Annotated in this window: 16 protein-coding genes and 3 tRNA genes; 3 read left to right on the plus strand and 16 right to left on the minus strand. The window is 66.8% G+C overall.

Annotated features, from left to right (window positions below):
* The first annotated feature begins 18 nt into the window (after nt 1-18).
* Together ligA and ACW178_RS11810 are read left to right on the plus strand one after the other, a co-directional pair.
* The gene (gene ligA, locus ACW178_RS11805; RefSeq protein ID WP_287104148.1) at nt 19-2,352 is read left to right on the plus strand and encodes an NAD-dependent DNA ligase LigA; all 2,334 of its coding nucleotides are present in this window, start codon (nt 19-21) and stop codon (nt 2,350-2,352) included.
* 175 nt (nt 2,353-2,527) lie between these two features.
* Complete coding sequence (locus ACW178_RS11810) at nt 2,528-2,950, plus strand: DUF2147 domain-containing protein (protein WP_054766053.1); 423 nt, start codon at nt 2,528-2,530, stop codon at nt 2,948-2,950.
* A gap of 78 nt (nt 2,951-3,028) precedes the next feature.
* Here the strand turns inward: ACW178_RS11810 and ACW178_RS11815 are convergent, their stop codons facing one another.
* The 14 genes from ACW178_RS11815 to ACW178_RS11880 all read right to left on the minus strand — a co-directional run bounded on the left by ACW178_RS11815 (nt 3,029) and on the right by ACW178_RS11880 (nt 11,739).
* Nucleotides 3,029-4,015 (minus strand): aldo/keto reductase, encoded by a 987-nt coding sequence (locus ACW178_RS11815; protein ID WP_287104296.1) that lies wholly within the window; start codon nt 4,013-4,015, stop codon nt 3,029-3,031.
* A 110-nt stretch (nt 4,016-4,125) separates the two neighbouring features.
* Nucleotides 4,126-4,202 (minus strand) — tRNA-His (locus ACW178_RS11820).
* Nucleotides 4,203-4,341: 139 nt separating this feature from the next.
* Nucleotides 4,342-5,061 (minus strand): energy transducer TonB, encoded by a 720-nt coding sequence (locus ACW178_RS11825; protein WP_182715004.1) that lies wholly within the window; start codon nt 5,059-5,061, stop codon nt 4,342-4,344.
* Nucleotides 5,062-5,075: 14 nt separating this feature from the next.
* On the minus strand, nt 5,076-5,510 hold the full coding sequence (locus tag ACW178_RS11830) for a biopolymer transporter ExbD (RefSeq protein ID WP_054766056.1): 435 nt from the start codon (nt 5,508-5,510) through the stop codon (nt 5,076-5,078).
* Between the two features lie 5 nt (nt 5,511-5,515).
* Nucleotides 5,516-6,403: a tonB-system energizer ExbB gene (gene exbB, locus ACW178_RS11835; protein WP_054766057.1), complete on the minus strand. Its 888-nt coding sequence runs from the start codon at nt 6,401-6,403 to the stop codon at nt 5,516-5,518.
* A 537-nt stretch (nt 6,404-6,940) separates the two neighbouring features.
* Nucleotides 6,941-7,016 (minus strand) — tRNA-Phe (locus ACW178_RS11840).
* Nucleotides 7,017-7,079: 63 nt separating this feature from the next.
* On the minus strand, nt 7,080-7,244 hold the full coding sequence (locus tag ACW178_RS11845; protein WP_082382714.1) for a DNA gyrase inhibitor YacG: 165 nt from the start codon (nt 7,242-7,244) through the stop codon (nt 7,080-7,082).
* Nucleotides 7,245-7,247: 3 nt separating this feature from the next.
* A complete protein-coding gene (locus tag ACW178_RS11850; RefSeq protein ID WP_191558950.1) occupies nt 7,248-8,279 on the minus strand; it encodes a ribonuclease E/G in 1,032 nt (343 codons plus the stop codon).
* A complete protein-coding gene (locus ACW178_RS11855) occupies nt 8,276-8,830 on the minus strand; it encodes a Maf family protein (RefSeq protein ID WP_492024593.1) in 555 nt (184 codons plus the stop codon). The genes ACW178_RS11850 and ACW178_RS11855 overlap by 4 nt, the downstream gene beginning before the upstream one ends.
* Before the next feature lie 44 nt (nt 8,831-8,874).
* Nucleotides 8,875-9,093, minus strand: coding sequence for a translation initiation factor IF-1 (gene infA, locus ACW178_RS11860; protein WP_008261544.1), 219 nt, complete (start codon nt 9,091-9,093; stop codon nt 8,875-8,877).
* Between the two features lie 103 nt (nt 9,094-9,196).
* Nucleotides 9,197-9,664 (minus strand): UPF0262 family protein, encoded by a 468-nt coding sequence (locus ACW178_RS11865; RefSeq protein WP_054766060.1) that lies wholly within the window; start codon nt 9,662-9,664, stop codon nt 9,197-9,199.
* Nucleotides 9,661-10,146, minus strand: coding sequence for a DUF2948 family protein (locus tag ACW178_RS11870; RefSeq protein ID WP_054766061.1), 486 nt, complete (start codon nt 10,144-10,146; stop codon nt 9,661-9,663). The genes ACW178_RS11865 and ACW178_RS11870 overlap by 4 nt, the downstream gene beginning before the upstream one ends.
* On the minus strand, nt 10,146-11,438 hold the full coding sequence (gene murA / locus ACW178_RS11875) for a UDP-N-acetylglucosamine 1-carboxyvinyltransferase (RefSeq protein ID WP_191554118.1): 1,293 nt from the start codon (nt 11,436-11,438) through the stop codon (nt 10,146-10,148). Before murA ends, ACW178_RS11870 begins: the two co-directional genes overlap by 1 nt.
* A 103-nt stretch (nt 11,439-11,541) precedes the next feature.
* On the minus strand, nt 11,542-11,739 hold the full coding sequence (locus ACW178_RS11880) for a hypothetical protein (RefSeq protein WP_182715012.1): 198 nt from the start codon (nt 11,737-11,739) through the stop codon (nt 11,542-11,544).
* A 110-nt stretch (nt 11,740-11,849) separates the two neighbouring features.
* On the opposite strand from ACW178_RS11880, the gene ACW178_RS11885 reads away from it, so the two are divergent.
* Nucleotides 11,850-11,924 (plus strand) — tRNA-Thr (locus tag ACW178_RS11885).
* A gap of 61 nt (nt 11,925-11,985) precedes the next feature.
* Here ACW178_RS11885 and ACW178_RS11890 read toward each other — a convergent pair.
* Together ACW178_RS11890 and msrB are read right to left on the minus strand one after the other, a co-directional pair.
* Entirely contained in the window at nt 11,986-12,582 is a 597-nt protein-coding gene (locus ACW178_RS11890) for a hypothetical protein (RefSeq protein WP_224760960.1), read from the minus strand.
* A gap of 47 nt (nt 12,583-12,629) precedes the next feature.
* Nucleotides 12,630-13,130, minus strand: a complete 501-nt coding sequence (msrB, locus tag ACW178_RS11895; protein ID WP_287106097.1) for a peptide-methionine (R)-S-oxide reductase MsrB — start codon at nt 13,128-13,130, stop codon at nt 12,630-12,632.
* Between the last annotated feature and the right edge of the window lie 34 nt (nt 13,131-13,164).

The raw sequence follows: 13,164 nt of genomic DNA on the forward strand, positions 1-13,164 counted from the left end.
GATGATAGGGAGTTCGACATGTCCAGCGCGATTCCCGCCTTTCCGCCCGTCGAAGACCTGACCGCCGAGACGGCGGCTGAGGAGCTGGCCTGGCTGGCCGCCGAAATGGCTCGCCACGACGCCCTCTATAATGAAGCGGCGCCCGAGATTTCCGACGCGGACTACGACGCCCTGCGCGCCCGGAATCTGGCGGTCGAGGCCGCCTTTCCCGATCTGGTCCGCCCCGACTCTCCGTCGAACAAGGTCGGCGCCGTCGCCTCCAGCCAGTTTGCCGAGGTGCGGCACGGCGTGCCCATGCTGTCGCTGGACAACGCCTTCGACGAGGGGGAGGTGCGCGACTTCGTCGCCCGCATCGCCCGCTTCCTGAAACTGCCGGCCGACGAACCCATCGCCTTCGTCGCCGAGCCCAAGATCGACGGCCTGTCCGCCAACCTCCTCTATGTGGACGGCCGGCTGACCCTCGGCGCCACGCGCGGCGACGGGCGCACGGGCGAGGACGTGACCGCCAATCTGAACACCATCGCCGATGTGAAACAGGCCCTGGCCGGCGACGACTGGCCCGACCGGATCGAGATCCGGGGCGAGGTTTACGCCCCCAATGACGCCTTCGCCGCCTTCAACGCCGCCGCCGAGGCCGAGGGCCGCCGCACCTACGCCAACCCCCGCAACTTCGCTGCGGGCTCCCTTCGCCAGAAGGACGCCCGGATCACGGGCAAAAGGCCGCTGAACTTCTTCGCCTACGCCTGGGGCGAACACTCCAGCGATTTCGCCGAGACCCAGTGGGAGGCCCTGCAAAAGCTCAAGGCCTGGGGCTTTCCCGTCAACGCCCGCTCGCGCCGGGTCGAGGGCGCCGAGGGCCTGATCGCCGTCTATCGCGAGCTGGAACGCGACCGCGCGACCCTGGGCTATGACATCGACGGCGTGGTCTACAAGGTCGACCGCATCGACTGGCAACGCCGGCTGGGCTTCGTCGCCCGCAGCCCCCGCTGGGCCATCGCCCACAAGTTCCCGGCGCAACAGGCGACCACGGTGCTGGAGGGGATCGACATCCAGGTCGGCCGCACCGGCTCCCTGACCCCCGTGGCCCGGCTCCACCCCGTCACCGTCGGCGGGGTCGTGGTCAGGAACGCCACCCTGCACAATGAAGACGAGATCGAACGTCTGGACGTCCGCATCGGCGACACCGTCCGCCTGCAACGCGCCGGAGACGTCATTCCTCAGATTCTGGGCGTGGTCCCGGACCTGCGGCCCGCCGACGCCGTCCCCTATGTCTTCCCCGACAAATGCCCGGTCTGCGGCTCGGAGGCCGTGCGGGAGGGCGACGAGGTCAAGCGCCGCTGCACCGGCGGCCTGATCTGCGACGCCCAGATCGTCGAGCGGCTGAAGCATTTCGTCAGCCGCCGCGCCTTCGACATCGAAGGCCTGGGCGAGAAACAGCTGGTCGCCTTCCACGCCCGCGGCTGGATCAAGGAGCCCGCCGACATCTTCCGCCTGGCGCGCGATGCGGACCGGCTGAAGGAATTGGAGCGCGAAGATGGCTATGGCGAGACCAGCATCCGCAACCTGGTCGCCGGCATCGACGCCCGGCGCGTCATTGCGCTGGACCGGTTCCTGTTCGGCCTGGGCATACGCGACATCGGCGAACAGACCTCCATCGTCCTGGCTCGGGCCTTCGAAAGCTGGTCCGCGCTGAAGGCCGCCTGCGTCCAGGCCGCCTCGGGTGTGCCGTCCGACGCCTGGACCACGCTCGCCTCCGCCCACGCCATATCGCCCCGCGTCCTGACCCTGATGGCCGAGGCGACGCCCCCCGCCGTCGATCCCTGGCCGGAGGCGACGATGGACATGAAGATCAGTCAGGCCTTCCCCGGCATGGCCGCCCCGGCCCGCCGCTCGCTGGCGACGATGGTTCAGGACTGGTCCGGCCTGGTCGAACTGGCCCGCGTGGCGCGTGAGGAAGCCCCGTCCGAAATCCTGAACCAGATCGCCGGCGTCACCGGCGTCGGCCCCGTCGCCGCCCTGGCCCTGGCCCACTTCTTCCACGAGCCGCACAATCTGAAGGTCGTCGCCGCGCTCGAGGCCGAGCTGACCGAAATCCTCGACGCCGAACGGCCCAAGTCCGACACCCCGGTCGCGGGCAAGACCGTCGTCTTCACCGGCGCCCTGGAACGCTTCACCCGCGACGAGGCCAAGGCCCGCGCCGAAAGCCTGGGCGCCAAGGTTTCAGGTTCCGTCTCGAAAAAGACCGACTACCTGGTCGCCGGCCCCGCCGCCGGGTCCAAGCTCAAGGACGCCGAAAAGCACGGGGTTCGGGTGCTGACCGAGGACGAGTGGCTGGCTCTGATCGGGGGATAGGTGGGGGCTTAGCCGGTCCGCGCGCGGAACGCCCGCTGCTCCAGCCGCCGAAAGCTTCCCTAAGGTCCGGTTTTTGTTGGCGATAAGGTGATCGGCAGAGCCTTGTTTTGATCCAAAACCGGGATCACCTTGCGCCCAACGGGCGGCGTCGCCGACCCGAACAGAGGAAACGACGATGAAGACCAAGATCATGCTGGCCGCCGCCGCCCTGGCGACCGCCCTCGCCTCCCCCGCCCTGGCCGGCGATCCGACTGGCCTGTGGCAGACCCCCACCAATGGCGGCCAGGTGCGGATCAGCCGCTGCGGCCAGGCCCTGTGCGGGACGCTGGTGACGTCGAACCACATCCGCGCCGACCCCAATGTGCGCGACGAGCACAATCGCGACGCCAGCCTGCGGGGCCGGACCCTGCGCAATCTGCCCATGCTTTCGGGCTTTACCGGCGGCCCCACGGAATGGCGCAACGGCTCGGTCTATAATCCGGCTGACGGCCGCACCTATCGCGGCACCATCACCATGAACGGGGACAACAGCCTGAACCTGCGTGGCTGTGTCGTCGCTCCCCTGTGCAAGACCCAGACCTGGACCCGCATCCAGTAATCCTCTTCGGCGCAGAACAGCAAAGGCCCGGCCGGATCGCTCCGGCCGGGCCTTTTCATGGCGTTCAGAGCCAGAACCTCAGCGGTTCAGGGCCGCCCGCGCCGACTCGGCGTAGCGATGGCCCACCGCCGCTCCCTTGGGGAAGACGGCGTCGATTCGCGCCAGATCCTGGGGCGTCAGCGCCAGGTCCACGGCGGCGACGTTCTGCTCCAGGGTCGCGACGCGGCGGGTGCCGGGAATGGGGATCAGATCGTCCCCCTGAGCCAGGACCCAGGCCAGGGCCAGTTGGGCGGCCGTGACGCCCCTGTCGGCCGCGATCGCCTTCACCGCCTCGACCAGATCCAGGTTCTTCTGGAAATTCTCGCCCATGAAGCGCGGATTGGTGCGGCGGAAGTCGTCGGGGGCCAGATCGTCCACCGACCTGATCTCACCGGACAAGAAGCCCCGGCCCAGCGGGCTGTAGGGCACGAAACCGATCCCCAGCTCGCGCGTGACGGCGAACAGCTCGTCTTCGGGCTCGCGGCTCCACAACGAATACTCCGTCTGAAGCGCCGTGATCGGATGGGTGGCGTGGGCCTTGCGCAGGGTCTCAGGCGACGCCTCCGACAGTCCCAGGAAGCGGACCTTGCCTTCGGTCACCAGCTCCGCCATCGCCCCGATCGTCTCTTCGATCGGTGTGTCGGGATCGACCCGGTGGAGATAGTAGAGATCGACGTGATCGACGCCCAGCCGCTGGAGACTGCCCTCAATGGCCCGGCGGACGTTGGCGGGGCTGCCGTCCACCATCAGCTTCGACCGGTCCGCGTTGTAATTGATGCCGAACTTGGTGGCGATAAAGGCTTGGTTGCGCCGATCCTTCAGCGCCTTGCCGAGGAGGATCTCGTTCGTATGGGGCCCATACATCTCGGCCGTATCGAACAGGGTCACGCCCAGGTCCAGGGCCCGGTGGATGACGGCGGTGGACTGGGCCTCGTCGGCGCCGCCGTAGAAGGCGCTCATGCCCATACAGCCCAGGCCGATGGCCGAGACTTCGGGTCCGCTTGGACCCAGTTTGCGCGTCTTCATCTGCGCTCTCCTGTCGATGTGGGGGATCGGCCCAAAAACGGAAAATGGAGGCCGACGATCAGGAGATGGGAGCTACAGGCCGGGGCATCAAGCCCGCCCGGCCTCTGCGATGGTACCGCCTCTCAGGCTTGAACTGAGGACCTCCGGTTCCACAAACCGGCGCTCTAACCAACTGAGCTAAGGCGGCCCGCGCATCGCGAGGCGCGTTCTCTACCGGTCCTGCGACAGGGGATCAAGCGGCTTGATGCGATTTCGTGGCGACGCGGGACAAAAGAAAACGCCCCGGAGATGGCTCTCCGGGGCGTCTGTCCTTTGAAGGCTGCGCCTCACCCGAGGGTGAAGGGCACCCGGACGCGGAAGGTGGCGTCCTGGGCGGCGCCATCGACGGTCCGCGGGGACAGTTGTCCACGCTGAACCACCCGAATGGCGGCGCGACCGAAGCCCATGCCGGCCGGCTCTTCCGAGACCACCCGACAGTTGGCCGGGGAGCCGTTGGCGCGAGCCGTGCACTCGACCGTGGCCGAGCCGCTGATTTCCCGTTCCAGAGCGCGGGCAGGGAAGTCGTCGGCGGTCGGACGCGGCTGACGGGCCCACTGCACGTTCGTGATCACGGACGGCTTGGGCGGCGCCGGCGGAGCCGGAGGCGGCGGCGGGCCGGGAACGACGACGGGCGGACCGGTGTATTCGACCCGATCTTCCTTCTTCGTCGGCGTGATGTTCACCGGCGGAGGCGGAACGATGTTCGGGACGGGCGCGGGCACGCGAACCTGAAGCTTCGGCGGCGGAGGCGTGTCCGTCGGCGGAGGCGGCGGAGGCGGAGGCGGCGGAGGCGGCGGGACCGGCTCGACCAACTCGACCTCGACGGACTCGTCGACGTAGTTGAACTCCTTGAGCTTAAACTTCGACTGCTGAAGGAAGAAGATCAGCAGGGCGAACAGGAGGGTGACGATCAGCAGGCACACGATCAGCACGGGGTAGGAAACCCCCATGAAGCCCTTGGCCTTGGGTACGTCGTAACGACTGCGATGATAAGTGACGTCTGTCATACTATCTCCGCCATCTAGCTCGTCGCCTGGTCTTCGCCGACCAGTGCAACGCTGTAGAAGCCGTTATCCTGCAAGGCGTTCATGACCTGCATGAAGTCGCCGTAGCGGGTGTTTTGGTCAGCCCGAATGAAAATCCGCTCATCGGCCGGGTTCCGGGAGCCGATCTGTTTGGTCAGATCTTCTCCCAGCGTTCCGATGCTGGTCTGGAAGTCGCCCACAAAGACGTCGCCGTCGTTCTGGATCGAAATATAGACCGGCTTGGGCGGGTTCGGGGCCGCCTTGGCGACGGCGATCGGCAACTCTACCGGCACCGACACGGATGCGAGCGGAGCCGCAACCATGAAGATGATGAGCAGGACGAGCATGATATCAACGAAAGGCGTGACGTTGATATCGCTGTTGGCCTCGACCTGGCTGCCGCCGCCGCCTGATTTAATCTTGGCGGCCATCCGTCTTACGCCCCCTTGTCGAGTTGACGCGAGATGCCGTTCAGCAGCTCAGCGGCGAAACCGTCGGCGCGGGTGCCGTAGGCGGCGATGCGGGTGTTGAAGTAGTTATAGAAGACCACGGCCGGGATAGCGGCGAACAGGCCGATACCGGTGGCCAGCAGGGCCTCGGCGATACCCGGAGCAACGACGGCCAGATTGGTCGTGTTGGATTCCGCGATGCCGATGAAGGAGTTCATGATGCCGTAAACGGTGCCGAACAGACCGACGAACGGACCGGTCGAACCGACCGAGGCCAGGAACTGTTGACCGCCCGACAGGCGCTTGGCCAGGCCCGACTGAACGGCGGCGACGGCGGCGGTGGCGCGGCCCATGGCGTTGTCCAGGTGGTCGCCGGTGACCGAAAGGCCGGCTTGACGCGACATTTCGATTTCGTCGGTGGCGGCGGCGGCCATGTCGGCCAGCGGGTTGCCGTCATATTCTTCCTGGGTGGCGACGGCGCGCATGTCCGCGATGGTGCGGGCGCCGCGGAAGTTTTCCAGGAAGTTGTCGGTCTTGCGGTTCAGGGCGCCGAACTCGAACAGCTTGATGAGCAGCAGGGTCCACGACAGGATCGAGGCCAGCAGCAGGCCGATCATCACGACCTTAACGATGATCGTGGCTTCCATGAACATGGAGATCGGGGTGATGCCGCCCGAATGACCGCCGCCGACGGATTCGCCGACGGTTGAGGGGTTGGCCGCATCGGCGGCCGGAGCCATGGCCGTCGGGGCTTCGGCGGGCGCGGCGGCCGGGGTCGGCTCGGCCGGGGCCTGGGCCAGAACCGGCGAGCTCGCCATCAGGACGGCCGCGCCGGCCGCGGCGAGAAGGATGTTCGTCTTTTTGCTGTTCAGCATAGTTCGCCAGTTCCTGCTTGGTCTGACTCGTGGAACCAAAGGTGCGGCCGTGTCAAAGGGCCGCCCCCCAACCTGAAATGTTTCCTTCAGAGGCCATGTCCCTGCGGGATCGCCGGCCGCTGAATTCTTGGATGGAGACATATGCGGTCGCCCGTACTGCCTCCGATGTTCGAACCGCGGGAGAACACGCCTCCTAGGAATCCGTTTGACGCCTTAATGGGAGGGCGTCCCAACCCCTTTGACGAACCCTTACCGGAGCGTCAAGGGACAACAGCCGGATTTCGCCTTCGGGGAGAAGGTTCATGGGAATCTCACCCTTTTGTCGCGCCCAGAATGGCGCAGCACGACATTTTTGTGATGCTAATCTGTCGATTAGGGGAAGCTTGTTCGAAAACGCGCCTCGGCGCAGTTTTTAACTCTTTCAGCAGCGTTCCGTAGGTCATCCGGCCCGCGAGTCGCCGATTGTACGCGACGATCGCACGCGTGAAGGCGCTTGCCGGGAAAAGATATGGAATCTGGGAAGCCCCGAAGGGGAAATGGTGCCTGGAGGCGGATTCGAACCACCGACACGCGGATTTTCAATCCGCTGCTCTACCAACTGAGCTATCCAGGCGCCGACGCGGCGTCGCGAGAGGCGGGTCTATAGGCGACACTTTTCGCACTGTCCAGCGCCGTTTCAGTCCTTTTCGTCATCCTCCTTCAGCCCCTCTTCCAAGGGAACCGGAATGACGTAAGCCCCGCTGAACCAGCGTTGCAGATCCACCTCTGAACAGCGGCGCGAGCAGAAGGGCCGATATTTCGGATCGGCCTCGGCCTTGCGGCAAATGGGACAGGCGCTCATGGGTCAGCCTTCTTCTATATGGCCCCGACCGGGCGGCAGGGCGTCGTCAGACCGCAGGCCGGCCCTCGGCCCCAGCCGGGCGATCAGGGGCGCGGCCAAGGCGGCTTCCTCCGGCGCGCAGCGGACGCTCAGCCTCGGCGTCGTCGTTTCGCTCAGCAGCCGCCGACGCAACGCCCGAACCAAGGCCAGGGCGCGCGTGGCGACCGACGGTCCGCCGCCGTCGAACAGTCGTTCCTCGACCGGCGTCATGCGCCAGGGCAGCGACATCTGCAGCAGGCCGAATCGGCTGATCGGGCCGAAGACGGCCTGCGGTTCGTGGGAAAAGGCGGCGCGGGCGATGCGGGCTTGAGCCTCCGCGTCCTGCCCGTCCCCGACCAGGTCGATGACCACCAGCCCGCCCCAGTGTCTGAGACCGATCAGCCGCGCGGCCTGATGCAGCCCCTCTCGGTTGGCCGCCGCCCGCCCCTGCCGCGCGTCTCGACCGGGACTGGGCGCATAGTCGATGTCGACGGCGACCAGGGCGCGCGTCCTTTCCAAGGCGAGATCGACGCCATGGGTCGCGCCGACCCAGCGGCCGGCTAAGGCCTCTTCCTCCGCTTCCACGACGGCGTCGATGGCGGCGACGCCCTCGATCAAGGGACAATTCGGAGCCAGGGCCTGAAGACGCTCCGCCACGCCGGGCGCAGCCTGCAGCAGCCGCGGCGCGCCCTCCCCCGGCCCCAGACGACGCACGACCGGCCCCTTGCCGGCGCGGGGCTCGGCGATCACCACCACCTCCAACCGCTCGCCCTGATCGACGCGATCCTTCCGATTCAGCGGCAGGAAGGCCGGCGGGCCGGCGCCCAGGTCCATGAAGGCGCCGCGAAGACCTGGATTGACGCCGGTCACGCGGCCAACGGCCCGCGCGCCCAAACGGCACTGAGGGACGTCGTCGTCGCGATGGATGATCAGATGGGTGTAGCGGCCGTTCCGGGTCGCCACGCCGCGGATTTCGCCAGGCGTGTCGTCGAGGAAGGCCTCGACCGCGCCGCTCATGCGCGCCAGCCGACGCCGTGCAACAGTTGGACGGCTTCGTACAGGGGCAGCCCCATGACCGAGGGATGGCTGCCGACGATCCGCTGAACGAAGGCGCCGGCCGGGCCCTGGATGCCGTAGCCGCCGGCCTTGCCGCGCCAGTCGCCCGTCGCGACATAGGTCGCGATCTCATGATCGGACAGCGGTTTGAAGGTGACGCGGGTCTCATTGACCCGCACGGCCGTCCTGCCGTCGCGCACCACCGCCACCCCTGTGAAGACACGATGATTGCGCCCGGACAGCAGTTTGAGGAAACGTGCGGCCTCGGCCTCGTCCGCCGCCTTTTCGAGGAACCGACGACCGACCGCGACCACCGTGTCGGCGGCCAGCACAACGGAATGGGGGCGACGCGAAGCGACCACCTGGGCCTTGGAGGTCGCCAGCCTTTCGGCCAGACGCGGCGGCGTCTCGCCCTTCAGCGGGGTTTCGTCAATATCGGCGGGGTCGATGTGATCCGGCTTGATTCCCACCTGCGCCAGCAGTTCGATGCGGCGTGGGCTGGACGAGGCCAACACAAGCTCCAGACGCCCTTCCGACACGAAAACGACGCCGCTCCTTATTTGAAGCGGTAGGTGATGCGACCCTTGGTCAGGTCGTAGGGGGTCATTTCCACCAGGACCTTGTCGCCGGCCAGCACGCGGATGCGATTCTTGCGCATCTTGCCGGCGGTGTGGGCGATGATCTCGTGGTCGTTCTCGAGCGTCACGCGGAAGGTGGCGTTCGGCAGCAGTTCGCTGACGGTGCCGGGAAACTCGAGCAGTTCTTCCTTAGCCATGCGGCCTCTCGCGCCCGGTTGATATGCGTTCAGCCCCACGCCGGGCGGGCGCGAGGGGCGGAATGGAGGGGCCTAATGCCTCAAAACGGCAAGATAGTCGAGGTCAGCCGCGACGGTAGAGGGCGCACAGCAGGGTGAACAACCTTCGCGCCGTCTCCTGGTCGACTGCGATCTTGCCTTCCAGGCGGTTCATCAGCTGTTCCGCCCCTTCGTTATGCAGTCCCCTTCGACCCATATCGACAGATTCGATCTGGCTGGGCGAGGAGCCGCGCAGGGCTTCATAATAGCTGTCGCAGATCAGTAGATAGTCTTTGATGACGCCCTTCAGCGGCGTCAGGCTGATGGCGTAGGTGCGGGCGAAGGCCTCGCCCGTGACGTCGAACACCAGACGATTGTCCTGAAGCGACAGCTTCAGCCGGTAGGACCCGCCCTCTGCGCCGACGGGTTCGAAACTGTTTCGTTCGACCAGATCGAAGATGGCGACGCGCCGCTCGTGCTCGATCTCGGCCGTCGCCGCCGGCAGGGTGGCGGCGTCCAGCTCGACGGACGCCAGCTTGTGGGGGGCGCTCATACCGTCTTCCCTTCGTCCAGCCCTGCGTCGTCCAAATGTGTCGGCGCCATTCGGGCCGGCCAGCGCTCGGATATGTCAGTGACGACGGCGTCCAGGCATTCGACGTCGATTCTCAGATCACCGCCCCCGGCGAACATCAGTATGACCCGACCGCTCGGCGCCTCGGTCGGGATGAAGTCGAGCGCCAGCAGTTCCAGCGAGGCGTCCGGGTTGCGCGGCAACCGCCGGCTCTTTACCCCCATGACATCGCCGAACTGCATGGCGGACATGACGCGGGTTCCGCCGCATTCCCAACAGAAGCGGCTGAAGGCGATGGTCAGGGTGCGCGCGCCCTTTTCCCAGACGATGTCGATCGGCCGGAGTATGGCGTCCTGAAGGGCGGCCGAGATGATCTGCAGATCGTCGGCGTCCTCAGCCAGCAGACGCAGCGGTTCGACCGCCGTCTTGGCTTCGGACAGGGCGCCGTCGATCTCCGCTGTCATCACTCCATCCCTTCGCTGTGACCCTTGATCCGCCGAATCTCTGCGCCGCAGGCGCCGAGCTTTTGTTCCAAACGCTCGAACCCGCGATCCAGATGATAAACGCGACCGACGGTCGTTTCGCCTTCGGCGACCAGGCCGGCGATGATCAGGCACATCGAGGCGCGCAGATCGGTGGCCATGACCTGGGCGCCATGCAGCGCCTCGACGCCGTGCACACGGGCCTCGCCCGCATGGACGGAGATCTCGGCGCCCAGCCGCGCCAGTTCCGGCACATGCATGAAACGGTTCTCGAAGATCGTCTCCCGCACCGTGCTGACGCCCTCTGCCGTGGTCATCAGGGCCATGAACTGGGCCTGCAGGTCGGTGGCGAAGCCCGGATAGATCGCCGTCTCGACATCGACCGCCTTCAGCCGGACCTTGGGGTCGCGCTTGATCAGAACGCCGTCGTCCGTCGGCGACACCTCGACTCCGGCCTCGATCATCTTGTCGGTCAGGGCGCCGATCAGATCAGCCCTGGCCTTGGTCAACCGGACTTCGCCCCCGGCCATGGCGGCGGCGACGGCGTAGGAGCCCATTTCGATACGGTCGGGAATCACCGACCAGGTCGTCCCGGTCAGCGACGAGACGCCGGTGATGGTCAGGACGTCGGTGTCGATCCCCTCGATCTTGGCGCCCATGGCGGTCAGACAGCGCGCCAGATCGCCGATCTCGGGTTCACGCGCGGCGCGACGCAGCACGGTCGTTCCCTGGGCCAGGACGGCGGCCAGCAGGGCGTGTTCGGTCGCCCCGACGGAGACGAACGGAAACTCGATCTCGGCGCCCTTCAGGCCGGACGGCGCCTTGGCGGTGACATAGCCTTCCTCCAGCTCGATCTCAGCGCCCAGGGCCGTGAGCGCCTGAAGATGCAGATCCACGGGCCGGGCGCCGATGGTGCAGCCGCCGGGCAGAGACACCTTGGCCTCGCCGGTGCGGGCCAAGAGCGGCCCCAGCACATTGAACGAGGCCCGCATCTGCCGCACCAGATCATAGGGGGCGAAGGTCGATGTCAGGGTCTTGGCGTGGAACAGGCTCTCCTGCCCGTCGGCGCCGTCCCGCTCGGTCGCCTCAATGCCGAATTGGCGCAGCAACTGACCCAAGAAGCGGGTGTCGGCCAGCCGCGGCATATTGGTCAGCAGCAGGGGTTGATCCGTCAGGATCGAGGCGGCCATCAGCTTGATGGCGGAGTTCTTGGCGCCGCTGACGGGGATCTCCCCGAAGAGCTGAGCGCCGCCCTGAATGGCGATACTGTCCATGACGTCCTTGAAGCGCGCCCGAAGGAAACGCCTCGGGGGAAGGGTTCTCTAGCAAGCCGGCGCGCGCTTGCCAAAGGGCGGAGCGTCCGCCGGGCGATGACTTTCAGTTGCTGTCCTTGGGCGCCGCCGGGGTTCGGGCGGGCGCCTTGCGGCGTCTCAGGTTGGCGCGCAGGGCCGCCGCCAGGCGAATGGCGCGTTCGGCCTTGGCCCGCGCCGCCTCGGACGACGCGCCGCCCTCTGGCGTCAAGCTGGGCGAGGTCTCGACGGGCGGGGTGTCGGTGTCGTGCGGCGGACGAGTCATGGGCTTAGAATGCCGTGATAACGGGGCTTGTCCAAACTTTCTTTCAGATCGTCAAAAAGCCGCTTCCCTCCCCCGAACGGTTTGGCTATACGGCCGCTTCCTCAGTCGGGGCCGCCGTAGCTCAGTGGTAGAGCGCATCCTTGGTAAGGCTGAGGTCGTGGGTTCGATTCCCCCCGGCGGCACCATCTGAGACGAAAAAGGCCCGGCGAAAGCCGGGCCTTTTGCTTGATGGAAGGCCGCGCCGCTTCAGTCCGAAGCCGTCGCGCCTCGCGGCCAGACCGCGCCGTCTTCAGCGTCCCGGTCCTTGCTCCAGCTGAAGCCCATCGACAGGGACTTGCGGCTCGAATCGCCGCCGTAGCCGCGCACCCGCCCGTAAGGCGGATAGAAACCAGGCCCCCGAAGTCCATAGCCGTAGGCCTCATAGCCGTACCCCCAGGGTTCGTTGCGCCCCTCGCGATAGGCCAGGTCCAGACGCCCGTTTTCGCCGATCGGTATCGAGACGGCGGCGCCATAGCTGCGATAGCCGCCGGTGCCGACGCCCGCCTCGACCATGCCGTGCATCTGGCGGTCGTCCATGGGGCCTTCAGGGAGGGGCTCCTGAAAATCCACGCCGGGCGTTCTGTTGCTGAGCCAGGCCTGGATCTGCTGTTCCGTCGTCATCCCATGGGGTTGAGCGTCCTGCGCGGTCGGCGCAGGCGCAGCGGCTTCCGGGGCGGCGGCCATGGCCTGGGCCAGGGTCGGGGCGTTGGTCGGGGCGGTCGCGACGACGCCGTCAGGATCGCCGTCCGCGCCTGCGCCCGAAGCTGCGAGCGCCAAGCTCGCCACAAGTCCTGCCATCAGCATGGGCCGTCTCCTTCCGCCTCATCCTAGCACGCCGATTGCGGCCATGGTCAGGCGTTTCCGTCGCCCCGTCGCAACGGGTCCGGCAAGGGTTCGCCTTCGGGCACGAAGGTCAGAGCGACCGAGTTGATGCAATAGCGGTTTCCCGTCGGCGGCGGGCCGTCGGGGAAGACGTGGCCCTGGTGGCTGCCGCAGCGGGCGCACAGGGTCTCGATGCGAATCATGCCGTAGCTGGTGTCGCGCACCTCATGGACGTGGGCCGGATCGACAGGTTCGGTGAAGCTGGGCCAGCCGGTTCCGCTTTCGAACTTGGTGCGGCTGCGGAACAGGGGCAGGCCGCATTCCCGGCAACAGAAGACGCCCGCGCGCTTTTCGCCCAGCAAGGTTCCGCAGAACGGCGCCTCTGTGCCGTGGGACAGGAGGACGCGCTTCTCCTCGGGGTTCAGGTCCGCCTCCAGCCGGGCGCGTTCCTGATCATCGGGCGGCGTCAGATCATAGCCGGCCGAGGAGTGTCGGGGGGCTACGGAATCGGAAAGGTCGAGATCGGTCATGAGCCCGAAATAGGAAGGGGCGGGCCGAGGTTCC

Source organism: Brevundimonas sp. AVps4 (assembly GCF_058681525.1).